16 protein-coding genes and 1 pseudogene are annotated in these 15,040 nt (G+C 70.2%); 9 read left to right on the forward strand and 8 right to left on the reverse strand.

Annotation, left to right across the window (positions count from 1 at the left end):
- Window positions 1–187 precede the first annotated feature (187 nt).
- Window positions 188–814 (forward strand): cholesterol catabolism transcriptional regulator KstR, encoded by a 627-nt coding sequence (gene kstR / locus ACWDY5_RS08615; protein WP_449721635.1) that lies wholly within the window; start codon window positions 188–190, stop codon window positions 812–814.
- Between the two features lie 67 nt (window positions 815–881).
- Here the strand turns inward: kstR and ACWDY5_RS08620 are convergent, their stop codons facing one another.
- The 3 genes and pseudogenes from ACWDY5_RS08620 to ACWDY5_RS08630 all read right to left on the reverse strand — a co-directional run.
- Window positions 882–1,463, reverse strand: a complete 582-nt coding sequence (locus ACWDY5_RS08620; RefSeq protein WP_449721636.1) for a dihydrofolate reductase family protein — start codon at window positions 1,461–1,463, stop codon at window positions 882–884.
- A 567-nt stretch (window positions 1,464–2,030) separates the two neighbouring features.
- A complete protein-coding gene (locus tag ACWDY5_RS08625) occupies window positions 2,031–2,582 on the reverse strand; it encodes a hypothetical protein (protein WP_449721637.1) in 552 nt (183 codons plus the stop codon).
- Between the two features lie 67 nt (window positions 2,583–2,649).
- Window positions 2,650–3,081 (reverse strand): annotated as a pseudogene (locus ACWDY5_RS08630) (hypothetical protein); the annotation flags it as partial.
- Window positions 3,082–3,183: 102 nt separating this feature from the next.
- Here ACWDY5_RS08630 and ACWDY5_RS08635 point away from each other — a divergent pair.
- The 5 genes from ACWDY5_RS08635 (at window position 3,184) to ACWDY5_RS08655 (ending at window position 7,610) form a co-directional block, all read left to right on the forward strand.
- Window positions 3,184–3,840 (forward strand): TetR/AcrR family transcriptional regulator, encoded by a 657-nt coding sequence (locus ACWDY5_RS08635; protein WP_449721638.1) that lies wholly within the window; start codon window positions 3,184–3,186, stop codon window positions 3,838–3,840.
- 567 nt (window positions 3,841–4,407) lie between these two features.
- Complete coding sequence (locus tag ACWDY5_RS08640; RefSeq protein ID WP_449721639.1) at window positions 4,408–5,658, forward strand: glycoside hydrolase family 28 protein; 1,251 nt, start codon at window positions 4,408–4,410, stop codon at window positions 5,656–5,658.
- A gap of 120 nt (window positions 5,659–5,778) precedes the next feature.
- Window positions 5,779–6,192 carry an SsgA family sporulation/cell division regulator gene (locus ACWDY5_RS08645; RefSeq protein WP_449721640.1) on the forward strand — a complete coding sequence of 138 codons (414 nt, stop codon included), beginning with the start codon at window positions 5,779–5,781 and terminating at the stop codon, window positions 6,190–6,192.
- A gap of 123 nt (window positions 6,193–6,315) precedes the next feature.
- Complete coding sequence (locus ACWDY5_RS08650; RefSeq protein WP_449721641.1) at window positions 6,316–7,077, forward strand: bestrophin-like domain; 762 nt, start codon at window positions 6,316–6,318, stop codon at window positions 7,075–7,077.
- A gap of 17 nt (window positions 7,078–7,094) precedes the next feature.
- Window positions 7,095–7,610 carry an allene oxide cyclase barrel-like domain-containing protein gene (locus ACWDY5_RS08655; protein WP_449721642.1) on the forward strand — a complete coding sequence of 172 codons (516 nt, stop codon included), beginning with the start codon at window positions 7,095–7,097 and terminating at the stop codon, window positions 7,608–7,610.
- On the opposite strand, the gene ACWDY5_RS08660 is transcribed toward ACWDY5_RS08655, so the two are convergent.
- The 5 genes from ACWDY5_RS08660 to ACWDY5_RS08680 form a co-directional block, all read right to left on the reverse strand.
- The gene (locus ACWDY5_RS08660; protein ID WP_449721643.1) at window positions 7,600–8,730 is read right to left on the reverse strand and encodes an ABC transporter substrate-binding protein; all 1,131 of its coding nucleotides are present in this window, start codon (window positions 8,728–8,730) and stop codon (window positions 7,600–7,602) included. The genes ACWDY5_RS08655 and ACWDY5_RS08660 overlap by 11 nt on opposite strands.
- Window positions 8,723–9,514, reverse strand: a complete 792-nt coding sequence (locus ACWDY5_RS08665; protein ID WP_449721644.1) for an ion transporter — start codon at window positions 9,512–9,514, stop codon at window positions 8,723–8,725. Before ACWDY5_RS08665 ends, ACWDY5_RS08660 begins: the two co-directional genes overlap by 8 nt.
- 119 nt (window positions 9,515–9,633) lie before the next feature.
- Entirely contained in the window at window positions 9,634–10,974 is a 1,341-nt protein-coding gene (locus tag ACWDY5_RS08670; RefSeq protein ID WP_449721645.1) for an MFS transporter, read from the reverse strand.
- A 13-nt stretch (window positions 10,975–10,987) separates the two neighbouring features.
- A complete protein-coding gene (locus tag ACWDY5_RS08675) occupies window positions 10,988–11,374 on the reverse strand; it encodes a VOC family protein (protein ID WP_449721646.1) in 387 nt (128 codons plus the stop codon).
- 4 nt (window positions 11,375–11,378) lie between these two features.
- Window positions 11,379–12,197 (reverse strand): helix-turn-helix domain-containing protein, encoded by an 819-nt coding sequence (locus ACWDY5_RS08680; protein ID WP_449721647.1) that lies wholly within the window; start codon window positions 12,195–12,197, stop codon window positions 11,379–11,381.
- A 36-nt stretch (window positions 12,198–12,233) separates the two neighbouring features.
- On the opposite strand from ACWDY5_RS08680, the gene ACWDY5_RS08685 reads away from it, so the two are divergent.
- The 3 genes from ACWDY5_RS08685 (at window position 12,234) to ACWDY5_RS08695 (ending at window position 15,000) form a co-directional block, all read left to right on the forward strand.
- Window positions 12,234–13,268, forward strand: coding sequence for an LLM class F420-dependent oxidoreductase (locus ACWDY5_RS08685; protein WP_449721648.1), 1,035 nt, complete (start codon window positions 12,234–12,236; stop codon window positions 13,266–13,268).
- 692 nt (window positions 13,269–13,960) lie between these two features.
- On the forward strand, window positions 13,961–14,434 hold the full coding sequence (locus ACWDY5_RS08690) for a helix-turn-helix domain-containing protein (protein WP_252483866.1): 474 nt from the start codon (window positions 13,961–13,963) through the stop codon (window positions 14,432–14,434).
- Window positions 14,431–15,000: an ImmA/IrrE family metallo-endopeptidase gene (locus ACWDY5_RS08695; RefSeq protein WP_449721649.1), complete on the forward strand. Its 570-nt coding sequence runs from the start codon at window positions 14,431–14,433 to the stop codon at window positions 14,998–15,000. Before ACWDY5_RS08690 ends, ACWDY5_RS08695 begins: the two co-directional genes overlap by 4 nt.
- The last annotated feature ends 40 nt before the right edge of the window (window positions 15,001–15,040 follow it).

The raw sequence follows: 15,040 nt of genomic DNA on the forward strand, positions 1-15,040 counted from the left end.
AGACCGAAGATGTAGAACGTGTTTCACTTTGCCGCAAGGCAGCCCGAGACGCCACCCTCCACTCGGACGCACCAACAACCAGACCCGAACGGGCCAGCGCACACTGGGAGTTCACCGAAATAACAGGTAGGCTCAACCCGCAGAACTGGAACAAGTTTCGCCTTTGTCGTGATGTTAGCCTAAGTCCATGACGACTACGCCCAAGGCGCGCGCGGGCGGGGCCGAGGCACTGACCGGTCTCGCCGAGGAGGAGCTGGGCTCGGCGGCCCAGCGCGACCGGCGCAGGCGGATCATCGACGCGACCATCGCGCTCGCCTCCAAGGGCGGTTACGACGCGGTGCAGATGCGCGCGGTGGCCGACCGCGCCGACGTGGCGCTGGGCACCCTCTACCGCTACTTCCCGTCCAAGGTGCACCTGCTGGTCACCGCGCTGGCCAGGGAACTGGAACGGGCCAACCAGAAGATCGAGCGCGCCGCCATCCCCGGCGACACCGCCTACGACCGCGTGCTGTTCGTACTGCGCCGCACCACCCGCAGCCTGCAACGAGACCCGCTGTTCACCGAGGCGATGACCCGGGCGTTCATGTTCGCCGACGCCAGCGCCGCCGCCGAGGTCGACTCGGTGGGCCTGCTGATGGAACGCATGTTCGTCACCGCGATGGGCGGCGAACCGGACACCGAACGCAAGGCGATCGCCCGCGTCATCGGCGACGTCTGGCTGTCGAACCTGGTCGCCTGGGTGACCCGGCGGGCATCAGCCACCGACGTGGCGACCCGCCTGGAACTCACGGTCCGCCTGCTCCTCAAGGACTAGCGACCACGGCGAGGCCGGCCCCGACGAAAACGGGGGCAGGAAGCGAAAACTCCCTGCCCCCGACTACTCACCCACGCCGCCGATAGCTGAGGAAAAGCACCCCACTGTCGAACCGCTTCAGATCGGCCAGCTCAAACCGGTCCGGACTGAACCCACCATTGAACATCGGGATCCCCTTGCCCATCACCGTCGGGTGTTGCTTCACGAAGACCTCGTCGATCTCCGGCAGCAGCTCCGCGGCGAGCGCACCCCCGCCGACCAGGTAGATCCCCAGCCCTTCCTGCCGCTTGAGCTCCTTCACCTTGGCCAGCGCGTCCCCACGAACCAGCTCCACCGTCGGCGCGGCCTCGGTCAGCGTGGAGGAGAACACGTAGTGCTTGAGATGCAGGTAGGCATCCGGAACCCCTTGCGCGACACCACTTTCGTAGGACTTGCGCCCCTCCAGCACGGTGTCGAACCGGGTCAGCTCACCCGCGATCCCCAGCGCGTCCCGCGCCATGTACGGCAACGTGTCCCCGTAGTTCTGGAACAGGTACTCCATGTGGTCGCCCTCCATCAGGAAGTGACCAGTGGCCGTCGGGTCGCCCCCGCCAACCTCGGCGATGAAGCCATCCAGGGTCGCCGCCACAAAGTAAGTCAACTTGCGCATCTATTGTCTCCCCAGTCCATCCATGGGAGCGACCCTCACCCCCAACCACTGCAACCATAGTACTCTGCCCATAGTGGTTGCAACACCCAAACCGCCCCGCCAGCGCACCCACCCACCAACGCTAGCTGCGGCGTTGCCCCGACCGACCGGCGGTGCCGCAGCGCGCGGCGACGGGCAGCGGGCGGAGACGGGCGGCGAGCAGCGGGCGGTGACAGGTGCCGGGTGGCTGCGACGTGCCGCGGACGGAGGCATCAGACCACGGCACCGGTCGGCGGACATCGGATGCCGGGCAACCTGCGGCGGACACGGGGTGCGGAGGGCACTCCCCCGGGCGGCACCTCACCGCCGGGCAGCGCCCTACCGCCGGGCGGCACCTCACGTCACGGCCGCGCGGCGTCCTGCCGTCGGGCGGCGGCTCACTGTCGGGCGTCCGAACACCGTGCGTCTCCCCGCCACGCGCACCGCTTCTCTCTGCGGAACGAAACGATCAGCGGGTGAAGTTCCGCGGCCCGTTCAGCTATCAGCGAACTGGAGGCGTCAGTGCGGACGGCGGTCGGGCGGGCTGGGTCAGGGGTGGGGTTCGCGGTGACGGGTACGGCGATCTTGGGTCAGTTCGTGGAGGTAGGGGTGGAAGTCGACTTGGATGGTGTGGCGTTTGGAAGCAACGTAGCGCTTGCGTTGGGCGCGTTGGTACTCGGCGATCCACGACGCCTGGGCTTCGGCCAGGGGCATGATGGCACCCAGGGGTTGGATGAGGCCGATGAAGCAGAGGCCGGGGTGGTTTACCGAGGCGATTCGGCGGTACAGGCCGATGTGGTTGTCGACGGGCTTGATGATGTCCTCGTCCAGGAAGGGGAAGGTGATCCGGTAGCCGGTGCAGTAGATGACCAGGTCGACTGGTTCGCTGGTGCCGTCGGTGAAGTGGACCGTGCCGCCCTCGAACCTGGCGATGTTGGGGCGGATCTGGATGTCGCCGTGGCCCAGGCGACTGAGCAGGTCTTCGGAGACGGTGGGGTGCGCGGCGAAGAGTTTGTGCTGGGGGTCGGGCAGGCCGTAGTCCGACATCTTGCCGATCTTCAGTCGCAGGAAGGCGCCCAGCAGCAGGCGGCGGGCGAACATCAGCAGGGTTCGGGTCAGGAAGGGGCTGCTCAGGGTGAAGGTGTCGGCGTCGGGGAAGGCGGGTTCGGGCCCAGCGGGGGTCCCAGTGGTGGCCGTTGGCGACCAGGACAGCACGGAAGCGCTCGGTCTGCTCTGATCCGTCCACTGTGGACCGGGTGGTGACCTGGTGGCCGCCGCCGGGCTCGGGGCGGACGTTGGTCACCTCGGTCTGGAAGCGGATGTGGCGGTGCAGGGCGAAGTGTTCGACGAAGGAGTCGAAGTAGGCCGCGATCTGGGTGTGACTGGGGTAGTCGGGCAGGGTCGCCGGCATCGGGAAGCTCGCGTACTCCATCTCCTGCCGGGAGGTGTTGATGTGCAGCGACCGGTAGGCCGAGGGCATGCCGTTGTCGTAGCGCCAGTTCCCGCCCACCCGGGAGCCAGTCTCGAACACGTGAACTTGATCGCCCGCGCTTGGAGCACCTGGCCGCGGCGATCCCTGACGAACCCGCGCCGATGACACAGACCCACTGCATGATCATCCCCCTGAGGCTGTGACCGGGTGGTCATGGCAGCATCCTCTGCGCCGGGGAGCCAGGCCAAGACCGCGTCAACGGAGGCCGCAGTGCCCACTCAGACCTGGACGAACCTGCCGGGACCGCGCCGGGGCCGGGTGCTGGCCTCCGCTGTCGCGGAGTTCGGCAGGCACGGCTACTCCGGCGGCAGCCTCAACGTGATCGCGCAGGAGGCCGGGGTCGCCAAGGGCTCGCTGTTCCAGTACTTCACGGACAAGTTCGACTTCTTCCTGCATGTCACCGAGCACACCGCGCTGCGGGTGCGGGTGGCGCTGGACCCGTGGCTGGACCGGCTCGACCCCGGGGCCGGGTTCGCCGAGACGGTGCTGGACGCGGCGCAGGCGTGGATGGCCCACTTCGCCGATCATCCCGCCGATTGCGGCATGATCGCGGCGATCAACCTGGAGGTGGATCCGGCGATCCGCGCGGTGGTGCTCGGGCCGGTGCACCAGCGCTACCGGGAGGCGCTGCTGCCGCACTTCGCCCGCGCCCGCGAGCAGGGCACGCTGCACGCCGGGGCGGATCTGGACGCGTTGCTCGCGCTGTTCCTGTTGTTGCTGCCACATCTGGCGCTGGCACCGTTCGAGCCGGGGATCGACGGGGCGCTGGGGTTGCACGGGCGGCCGGTGGCGGAGTTGCGCGCGCAGGCCGCGCGGCTGATCCGGCCGGTGCTCGCCGGGTTCGGGGTGGTGGGGCAGACCGGCTGAGGCGGGGGCGAGGGCCGGGGGCGGCTGGCCGAGAAAACCGGGGCAGGCGCGGCGCGCCAGGTAGGGCGGGGACGGGCGGCCGAAGCGAGGCGGGGCGGGGGGCGGGGCAACTGGGCGCCAGCGGCGAGGCGCGCAGCGGGCGGGTGAGGCGGCACGGCAGGGCCGGTGAGGCGGCACCGGCACGCGGCCGGGCACGGCAGGCGAAGCAGCACGGCGGGCGGCGAGGCACGGGGCCGTCTCGCCGCGGGCAGGCCGGGCACGACGAGCGGAGCGGCATGGCGGGTAGCGCGGCGAAGCGCGGAGCGGCCGTGGGGGGCGGCGGGCCGGATGCGGCTGGTGAGCAGGGCACGGGTGCGGCCATCGGCGAATTGACCGGGGTGGGGGTGGCGTTGAGGATGGGTGAAAACGTATTCATTCGTCGGGTCGCCGCCAGCCCGGGAGGGAGCTGGCGATGGGGTCGTCTCGGCGGGACTTCTTGAAGGTGACCGGGCTGGCGGCTGGGGTCTGGTGCTGCCCGGTGCCGCGCTCGCGGACCAGGCTCGTGCCGCGGTTGATCCGTGGGAGGCGGTGCCTGGGATTCTGGCCCGGATCGTGCCGCCGTCGTTTCCCGCGCGGGACTTTCCCATCACCGGCTACGGCGGCAAGGGGGACGGCAAGGCGGACAACACCGCTGCCTTCCGGGCCGCCATCGCCGCGTGTGCGCAGGGCGGGGGCGGGCGGGGGGTGGTGCCCGCGGGGATCTTCCTGACCGGGGCCATTCAGCTGACCAGTAACGTCAATCTGCATATACAGTCCGGCGGTATAATCAGGTTCTCGACTGATCCGCAGAAGTTCCTGCCGGTGGTGCGGACCCGGTGGCAAGGGATCGAGTGCATGAACTACTCGCCCTTCATCTACGCCTACGAGGCGACCAACGTGGCGCTGACCGGCGCTGGGCGCATCGACGGGCAGGCGGGCAGCGGGCCGTGGTTCGACTTCGACCCGAAGCGGCAGCCGGACTGGGAGCAACTGCAGAAGCTGGCGGTGGAGGGCGTGCCGGTGGAGCGGCGGGTGTTCGGGGGCGGGCACTTCCTGAAGCCGAACATGATCCAGTTCTACCGGTGCCGGAATGTGCTGGTGGAGGGGCTCGACATCCGGAATCCGGCGATGTGGACCATCCATCCGGTGCTGTGCCGCAATGTCACGGTGCGCGGGGTCACCGTGTACAGCCGGGGCGGCATGGTGGACGGGGTGGATCCGGAGGCCAGTTCCGACGTGCATGTGACCGGGTGCACGTTCGACACCGGTGATGACGGGGTGGTGATCAAGTCGGGGCGGGACGTCGACGGGCGCCGGGTCGGGGTGCCCAGTGAGAACATCGTGGTGGAGAAGTGCGCGTTCCTGGGGCGGTGGGGCGCGATCGCGGTGGGCAGTGAGATGTCCGGTGGGGTGCGCAACGTCTTCGCGCAGGACATCACCATCCGGCCGGGGCCGAACTACAAGCGGCGCGGTGGCACCGTGGACGGGTTGCACGTGCGCGGACTTGTCGCTGACAAGATTGACCGGGGCGCGGTGTTCATCACGATGAACTACAGCCTGACCGGGCCTGGGTTCGGGCCGGTAGCTTACCCGTCCGTGCGCAACGTCACGTTGGACCGGCTCACCGTGCGCGGCACGCCGTGGGCGGTGCGCCTGGACGGCCTCGCGGAAAGCCACATCCAGGACGTCCGGGTCAGCGACAGCACGTTCACCGAGGTCAAGGACGCCGGCATCTCGATCAAGCACGCCGATCGGACCGTGTTCCGCAATGTGCAGGTGAATGGCAAACCGGTCCTCTGACGTGGCATTCTGCCCGAACGTTCGCACGATTGGGTGTGATGCGCGCCGAACCGCGTAAAGCTGGGAAGCCTCAGACGTCCCCCCAACGCACGCGACGGGCGAGACGGAAGGGCAGCAGTCATGCGCGAGGAGCACGCGGAGATCCGGACCACCACGATGTTCAACCTGCTGGTGGCGCCGCCGGTGCCGGTGGAGGTCGAACTGGGTTACTCGACCACCGACCCGTACGCGGTGCGCGCGGTGTTCAACCCCGGTGGCAGCCAGAGCGTGGAGTGGATCCTCGCTCGGGACCTGCTGGCCGACGGGCTGATCAGCGACAGCGGCGAGGGCGACGTCAAGGTGTGGCCGATCCCGGATCAGCTGGAGCTGGTCGTGATCGAGTTCACCACCCCGGCCGGGCACGCCCGGTTCACCGCTGACGCCGAGGAGCTGGCGGAGTTCCTCAACCGCAGCTACGAGCTCATCGCCCCCGGCACCGAGCACGAGTGGTTCGACTTCGAGCACGAGCTCACCCACCTGGGCAACGCGAACTGAGGGTCCGTTGCCCCTCGGGGTGAACAACGGCCTCGTTCGAGCGAACAACGGGTCGCGTCCTCCTTGGTCTGCCGGTGGCCACTTAGGTTTCGACAGACGAAGCCGAGGCCGGGAGGGCGCGGGGTGCTGTGGAACAGCCTGCTGATCGTGGGCGGGGCCATCGGAATCAGCGTCCTGGCCGCCTTCGTGGTGGACCGCTGCGTCTCTCGTGAGTCGCGGGCCCGCTACCACGACGTCTCCGGCCACTTCTTCGCCGCGGTCGGCGCCTTCTACGCGATCCTGGTCGCCTTCGTGGTGGTCGCGGTGTGGGAGGACATGGAGGCGGCGAAGAAGAACACCTACGTCGAGGCGAACGCGCTGCCGGGCCTGTACTTCGCCTCGACCGCCTTCTCCGACAAGGACAAGGCCGCCTTCCAGGACATCGCGGTCAGCTACGCGCGCACCGTGATCGTGGACGAGTGGCCGGAGCTGCGCGGGGGTCAGGCCAGCGCCAAGGTCGAGGACGTGGCCAAGCGGATGCGCCGCGCCATCGTGTCGATGGACGTGGAGACCGCGCGCCAGGAAGGCCTGTACTCGGCCATGATCGAGCGGGTCAACACGATCAACACCATGCGCCGGGAACGACTCAACGAGGCGCACACCTCGGTGCCCCGGTTCTTCTGGGCCGGGTTGATCGTGGGCGGGGTGCTGGTCATCGGGTTCGCGTTGTTCTTCGGCCCGCCGGGTTTCCTGCCGCACGCGCTGATGATCGCGGTGCTGGCCGCGCTGGTGTCGGCCTCCCTGTACTTCACCTACCTGATGGACCACCCGTTCCGGGGCGAGGTCGCGGTGACCCCCGAGGCCTTCCGCATCGCTTTGGTCCAGATGGGACAGACACCACCGTGAGAAGTCGAGGAGGAGCAATGCCAGCCCAATCCCGCCGTCCCTGGTTGCGGATCGCCGTGATCGCCGCGGTGGCCGCGGTGCTGCCGCTGGCCGCCGCCAGCGCCGCGCCCGCACCGGCGCCCCAGGATGAGACCATCGAGCTGACCGCCCAGCGCGGGGTGCTGAGCCTGCCCGCGACGCCCGCGGTCGGCGTGCCGTTCCTCGGCGGTGGCGACCTGCTCGACGCCGCGGGCAAAAAGGTCGGCGAGGGCTACTCCAGCTGCCTGATCGCCAAGATCGCGCTGCCCGCCGAGCTCACCGCCTACTGCACCTCGGCGTTCCGGCTGGAGAAGGGCGAGATCCACCTGTCCAGCCTGCGCACCTACACGCTGCTGCCCGGCCCCACGTTCAAGGACGGGCCGATGGCGGTGACCGGCGGCACCGGCGCGTACAAGAGCGCCCGCGGTGAGGCCAAGACCGTGAAGCAGGGCGGGGATCCGCTGGACCCGGCGAAGCCGGTGTCCTACAAGTTCACCATCACGCTCAGCGCCTGAGCGCCTCGACCAGGTCGCCGTCGGGAGTCACGACGGCGACCCGGTCGGCGGCCACGATCCGCAGCTCCGGTCCCCCGGCCCCGTGCCGCCACTGCCCGCCGGCCAGCGGCAGCGCGGCGATCCGCGGGGCCGGGCCGTGCGTCCAGTCGAGCCTGCCCGCGATGGTGTCGATGTCGGTGCGGGAGAGGGCTTCGCGCACCGCGGCGGGATCGGCCGGGTCGGCCGCGGTGCGCACCGCGTGGGTGGCCACCTCCAGCAGCGCGTGCGCCAGACCCAAGGGCGGCAGCCAGGATCGGCCGGTGTCGCGCCGGTAGGCCGCGGCCAGCTCCGCCGCGGATCGTCCGTCCACACTGGACGCACACTGGTGCCGGGGTGACCAGGCGACCACGGTGGCGACCCGGTCCAGCGCGGGGTGCTCCAGGCCGAACGGGTAGGCCAGCCAACGGGAGCAGGTGATCAGCCGCAGGTCCAGCGGGCCGGCGGCGGCGCTGAACCCGGCGAGGTCGGCGGTGGTGGCCGCGCTGCTGACGATGCGCACGCCCTCGGCGCGGAAGGCGGTGATGGCGGCGGTGTGCTCGGCGGCGGGTTCGGGGTAGCCGCCGGGGTCGACCAGCGGGCGGGCCTGGCGGGCCACCGGCAGGAAGCCCATCGCGGGGTCGCGGAGCGCGGCGCCTTGCGGGCCGTTGTTCCAGAGCAGGCCGACCGGGTCGGCGCCGGGGACGCGGGACCACAGGTCGGTGAAGGCGCGGGCGATGTCGTCCAGGCCCCAGCAGAAGTGGAACGCGCCCGCAGGACAGCTGGCGCGGTGCACCTGCCAGGGCAGCGCGGTGGACAGGAATGGCAGGCCCGCCTCGGTCGCGGCGGCGGCCAGTGCGGGCAGCACGGTGGTGCCGCCCAGCGCGGTGACCAGCCGGACTCCGTTCGCGGCCAGTTGCCGGATCGCGCGCCGTGCACCGTCCACTGTGGACTCGTGGTCGGCGGTGCGGAACTCGATCGGGCGGCCGTGCGCGGTCAGGGCGAGACCGCGGAAGTGGTCGGTGGCATAGGCGAGCGGGTCGCCCAGCGGGGCCAGGCGACCGGAGCGGGGCAGCGCGACCCCGATCCGCGGCGGGTCAGTCACGGGCCTTGCGCAGCTCGCGGATCTCGGCCCGGAGTGCCCGCAGCTCCAGCAGCACCGCCTGGTCGTCCTCGCCGGCGCGCGGTTCCGGGATGGTGGCCTTGTGCTCGGCGGCGATCTGGGACTCCATCGCGCTGACCATGGTGGCGATGAACAGGTTCAGCACGGTGAAGGTGCCCAGCAGCACGAAGCCGACGAAGAAGATCCAGGCCAGCGGGTACTCGGTCATCACCTCGCGCATGACGTCGGACCAGGCGTCGCCGGTGATGATCTGGAACAGGGTGAGCATCGAGGCGCCCAGGTCGCTGAAGTAGCCGCCGGGCGCGGTGCCGTAGAGGTTGGTGGCCATCACCCCGGCCACGTAGAGCAGCAGGGTGAGCACCGCGACGATGGAGAGCACCGCGGGCACCGCGCTGAGCAGGGCGGCCACCACCCGGCGCAGGTTGGGCAGCACGGAGAGCAGGCGCAGCACCCTGATGATGCGCAGCGCGCGCAGCACCGAGGAGCCGTGCGCGAAGGGGGCCAGGGAGATCAGCACGATGAGCAGGTCGAAGCAGCTCCACGGGTCGCGGAAGAACTCCCGCCCGTGCGCGTAGAGGCGTAAGGCGAGCTCGACCACGAACACGCCCAGCGCCCACTGGTCGACGGTGTCCACAATGGACCCGTACTTGCGTTCGATGGCGGGCACGGTCTGCAGCCCGAGCACGATCGCGTTGATCACGATGACGGCGACGATCAGCTGCTGGAACCTGGTCGAGTCGACGAGGCCGCGAACCCTGCTGCGCAAGCGGATCCCTTCCCGGACTGGGGTGAGTTGCGGCGGAGCCTAACTCGTCACCCGGTCCGGGCGTGCTTTTCCCTGACGCTGCCGCACTTTCCGGTGAATCCTGCGCGGCTGCCCTCAAGTCAGCCGATGCGGTCCAGTTCGCGGGCACGGGTCTCCGGGGCGGCGAAGGCCAGCCACAGCACGGACACCGCCACCGCGGCGCCCACCACCAGGAAGGTCAGTGGCAGGCCGAGCAGCGGCCACAGCAGCGAGCCGAAGATCACCGGCACGAACCCGGCGCCGATCCGGCTGACCGTGGAGGCCCAGCCGAACCCGCTGGCGCGCAAGGCGGTGGGGTACACCTCGGAGACGTATGCGTAGAGCGCGGGAATGGTCACCTGGATCAGCAGGCCGTAGGCGCCGATCCACAGGTAGGCATAGCCCGGCAGGTCCAGTTGCAGGGCGAAGAGCACCAGCGCCAGCGCGGCCAGTGGCGCGCTGGCGCCGATGACCCACTTGCGGCCCACGGTCTCCACCAGCCAGGCCGAGATCAGCACCCCCAGGACGCCGACCGCGGTCATCAGCGTGGTGACCATGAAGGCCGCGTAGTCCCCGTACCCCTGGGCGCGCAGGATGCTGGGCAACCAGGTGAGCGCGCCGTAGTAGAGCACGAAGACGGTGAGGAAGACCGCCCACATCGCCGAGGTGGTCCGGGCGCTGTGCGTCCACAGCGCCCGGAGCTGGCTCAGCATGCTGGTCATGGACAGCGTGGGCACGGCCTGTTTTTCCGGCAGGGTCCAGGGTTCCGGCGTGGCTCCGGTGCGTTCGACCAGGCGGTCGATCACCGCGCGGGCCTCGGCGTCGCGGCCGCGGCGCACCAGGTACATCGGCGACTCGGGCACCGAGAGCCGGACCCAGAACACCAGCAGCGCGGGCAGCACCATCACCAGCAGCAGCAACCGCCAGTCCCGCAATGGCAGCAGCGCGGTGGAGACCAGCCCGCACAGGGTGGCGCCCAGCGGCCACCAGATGTCCAGCGCGGTGAGCACCCGGCCGCGGACCTTGGCCGGGGTGAACTCGCCAACCAGCGCGTAGTCCACCGGGATGCAGCCGCCCAGGCCGATCCCGGCCAGGAACCGGAACACGCAGAAGGTCACGTAGTCCGGGGAGGCCGCCCCGGCCACGGTGAACACCGAGAACATCAGCAGCGTGAGGCTGAAGGCCTTCTTGCGGCCGATCAGGTCGGCGATGCCGCCCCAGGCGAAGGCCCCGACGGCCATGCCGATCAGGTTGGCGGTGCCGACCCAGCCGCGTTCGGCGGTGGAGAGGTTCCACTCGGCGCCGACCAGGGGGATCAGGTAGCCGTTGAGGGCCACGTCCCAGGCGTCGAACATGAACCCGAGCCCGCCGATGAGGAAGATCGTGCCCTGGGTGCCCCATCGCCACGGCAGTTCCTGCACCACCTGGTCGCCTGTTTTCACGCCGAGCAGTCTCTCAGGTCCCCGCGTAGGTGCCGAAGCTCCACAGGTGGCCCTCGGGGTCGCGGACGGTGAAGCCGCGGGAGCCGTAGTCGCTGTCGTCGATGTCGCGGATGAGCTCGGCCCCGGCCGCGGTGGCGCGGGCCAGCACCTCGTCGGGCTTGGCGGTGACCACGTAGACCGAGCCGTGCGGGCTCCAGCAGACCTCGCTGTCGCGGCGGGTGCCGAGCATCACGCCGCCGCCTTCGGGCCAGGCGAGCTCGGCGTGCTGGACCTCGCCGTCGGCCTCCCCCGGCACGACCAGGGTCTCGGTGAAGCCGAAGGCGGTGGTGAGGAAGCGGATCGCGGCCGGGGCGTCGGCGTAGGCCAGGCCCGGCCACACGGTGGGAGCTGGTGTCGTCATGCGCTCAGCCTGGCGGGGGCAGCTCGCCGGGGTCTTGATGGAATGGAAGCTCCGCGGCCAGCCAGGCGGTCGGGGTCAGGCCGCTGAAGGCCCGCCAGTCCCGGCTCAGGTGGGCCTGGTCGGCGTAGCCGGCCAGCGCGGCCACCTCGGCCAGTGCCGGGCGGTCCGGGGGTGTGAGCAGGGCGCGGGCGTGCTGGAAGCGGACGATCCTGGCCAGCACCTTGGGGCTGAGGCCGAACTCGCGGGTGAAGCGGGCGCGCAGGTGCTGGCGGCTCCAGCCGACCTCGGCGGCCAGCCCGGCCACCGCGACCGGGCCTTCGGTGAGGCGCCGCCAGGCCCAGCCGAGCTCGGGCGCGGGGATCGCGGCGGGGCGGGCCACCCGGTCCAGCACGTCGGTGAAACAGGTGAACCGGTCCGCCCAGGTGCCTGCCGCGCGCAACCGCTCCAGCAGCTCCTGCGCCGGTCGGCCGAGCAGGTCGGCCAGGGGCACGTCCAGTCCGGCGAGCTCGCCGGCGGGCAGGCCGAACAGGGCGCGGGCGCCCAGCGGGGTGAGGTCGGCCTCGACGCCGAACTGCTCGCCGTTGTGCTCGACGGTCATCGGGGTCTCGTGCAGGCCGCCGACCAGCGCGGGGTGGCGGCGGGCCGGGCCGGGCCCGTCGCGCAGGTCGACGGTGCCGGCGAGGGTGGCGATGAAGGTGAGCTTGCTGGAGGGCAGGCCGCGGTGCACACCCGGCGCGGACCGGACGTGGTAGCCGATGTAGCGGTTGACCAGCGGGCGCAGCCGGGGCGGCGGCAGCCCGATCACCTGCTCGAACTCCTCCACCCGGTCAGCCTAAGGCGAACCGCCTAACGTGGGCGCATGAAGGTTGCCACGACATTGGGGTACTGGAGCGCCGGTCCGCCCGCCGACGCCGGGGAGATCGTGCGGATCGCCGATGAGCTGGGCTTCGAGTCGGTGTGGACCGCCGAGGCCTACGGCAGCGACGTGCTCACGCCGCTGGCCTGGTGGGGCTCGCGGACCAGCCGGGTCAAGCTGGGCACCGGGATCGCGCAGATGTCCGCGCGGCCGCCGACCACCCTGGCCATGGCCGCGATGACCCTGGACCACCTGTCCAACGGACGGGCCGTGATCGGCATCGGCGCGAGCAACCCGCAGGTGGTCGAGGGCTGGTACGGGGTGCCGTACCCGCGGCCGCTGGAGCGGACCAGGGAGTACATCGAGATCATGCGCAAGGTCATCGCCAGGGAGGGGCCGGTGACGTATGAGGGCAGGCACTTCCAGCTGCCCCTGGACGGTGGCAGCGGGATGGGCAAGGCGCTGAAGTCGACGCTGCACCCCTTCCGCAAGGACATCCCGATCTTCCTGGCCGCGGAGGGGCCGAAGAACGTCGCGCTGGCGGCGGAGATCGCGGATGGCTGGCTGCCGTTGTTCTTGTCCCCCAAGACCAGTGACGAGTTCCGGGTGTCGCTGGAGGAGGGGTTCGCGCGGCCGGGGGCGCGGCACACCAAGGACAGTTTTGAGGTGGTCGGCGGGCCTTACTCGATCATCGTGAACGACGATGTGGAGGCGGCGGCGGACTGGTTGCGGCCGGTCATCGCGCTCTACGCCGGGGGGATGGGGGCCAAGGGGCTCAACTTCCACCACAACGTGATCGCCAAGGCCGGGTGGCACGCGGAGTGCGAGCGCATCCAAGACCTCTATCTGGCCGGGGACAAGCAGGCCGCCATCGCCGCGGTGCCCACCGCCATGGTCGAGGACTTCGCGATCATCGGGCCGCTGTCGAAGGTGCGGGAGGAGATCCAGCGCTGGAAAGAGACGGTGATCACTACGTTCTCGATCAACACGCTGCAGACCCAGTACCTGCCGCAGCTGGCCGAGTTCGTGCTGGGCTGATCGGAGTTTTTCCAACGCTGTAAGCCAGTCGGGCGGCCACCAGACGACGACTCGACTAGCTCTGATGGGTGCCCTCAGTTGTGCTTCGGCCCGAGTTTTGCCATCCTGCCCCTGACTGCGCGATCGTCCGTTCCATCCCCCCGGGCGGACGGATGCGTCAAGTCGATGCGGGGAAGGCGTTCTATCCGTCTTCCTGCGCCCAGGTCGCCGGCCGCGACTTCCTCCCCCCTAGGTCCCGGCCGGCGACCTGCCGCTCTCCCGGACCCTGCTCGCGCTTTGCGCTTCGCCGGGTCTCGGCAGGGGGTTTTCTGGGGGCGAAGCCCCCAGGCCCCACCCGGGGGCGCTGCCCCCGGACCCCCGCTCGTTGGCTGGGAGTCGCTGAGAGTGGGGTTTCGCCAGTGGGCGCGCGCCTCTCGCTGCCTGTCTTCCTGCCCAGCTCTTTTGCTCTTTCGTTCTTCTCTTCTTCTTGTGTCGCAACTGTTTTGGAGCTTCTGTTCGAAAAGGGGGCGGGGCGGCTCGGGGCACGCAAGCGACCCCCAGTCGCTTGGTGCCGGCGAGTCGCCCCGTCCGGTGTGGGTCCCGGTGCTGCGGGGCTCACGGGTTGCAGCTTAGGGTCAAATCGAGCGCTTTTGCAACACAGTGGAACAAGATGGTGCTAGTTTCCACTTCAGTGTTCTCAAGGGAGGTGGGTCGTGCCAGAACGGGAAGTGCCAGGACAGCGGGCGTCCGACGGCGTCACGGCTGCTCGGTCCGCCTTCGTGGAACGGCTGCGCTATCTCCTGGAGCACCATCCCGCCGGGCCGCACACGCCGGCCGAGGTGGCCGCGGGGACCGGGTTGTCGCAGTCCGGGATCTACGCGCTGCTCTCGCCCAAGGCCAATCCCACCGTGGAGACCATGGCGACGCTGGCCTCGTTCTTCGGGGTTCCGCTCGGGTACTTCGTGGACGAGCAGATCGCCGAGCGGACCAGGGCCGAGCTGGGGCTGCTCAGCCGGTTGAAGGACGCCGGGGCGCAGAAGGTGGCGTTGCGCTCGACCTCGCCGGGCACCATGGAGTCGGCCTCGCTGCCCGAGCTGCTGGACCTGATCGGCGCCGCGGTCGAGCAGGCCCGCCGGCTGAAGGAGACGGACGGCCCTCGACGGCCGGATGAGTCCCCGACAGAATGAAGGTCGCCAGGTGGCGTCGCGGGGACGCCGGGCAGGAAGGCGACTCGGGGTTGCGGCGCACATACCGGGAATGCGCGGACATCGTCAACGGGCTGGCTCTGCCGCAGCCCTTCGATGTCCAGGTGCTCTGCGACCGGGTGGGCGACGAACGCGGCAGGCCGATCTTCCTCGCGCCGATCAGCCTGCCCACCGGTGGGCCGTGCGGGTTGTGGATCAACACCGATCCGGCCGACTACATCTTCTTCGAGGCCGACACCTCGCCGCTGCACCAGCGGCACATCGTGCTGCACGAGCTGGGCCACCTGCTCTGCGACCACCACGCCGCGCCGGTGCTGACCCCGGACGCCTCCCGGCTGCTGATGCCCTCACTGGACCCGGCCATGGTGCGCAGGGTCCTTGGCCGGGGCTGCTACTCGGCGGTGGAGGAACAGCAGGCCGAGATCATCGCCTCGATGATCATCCAGCGGACCAGCGCGTGGACCGCGGAGCCGGTGCGGCCGGTGCCACCGGAGGCCGCGGAGCTGGTGCGCCGGATCGAGCGCGCCCTAGAGCGATCGGTGAACTGAACTGGACGCCGTCAGCCTGGTCCTGCCGCCACTGTGCGCG

Source organism: Crossiella sp. NPDC003009 (assembly GCF_053591555.1).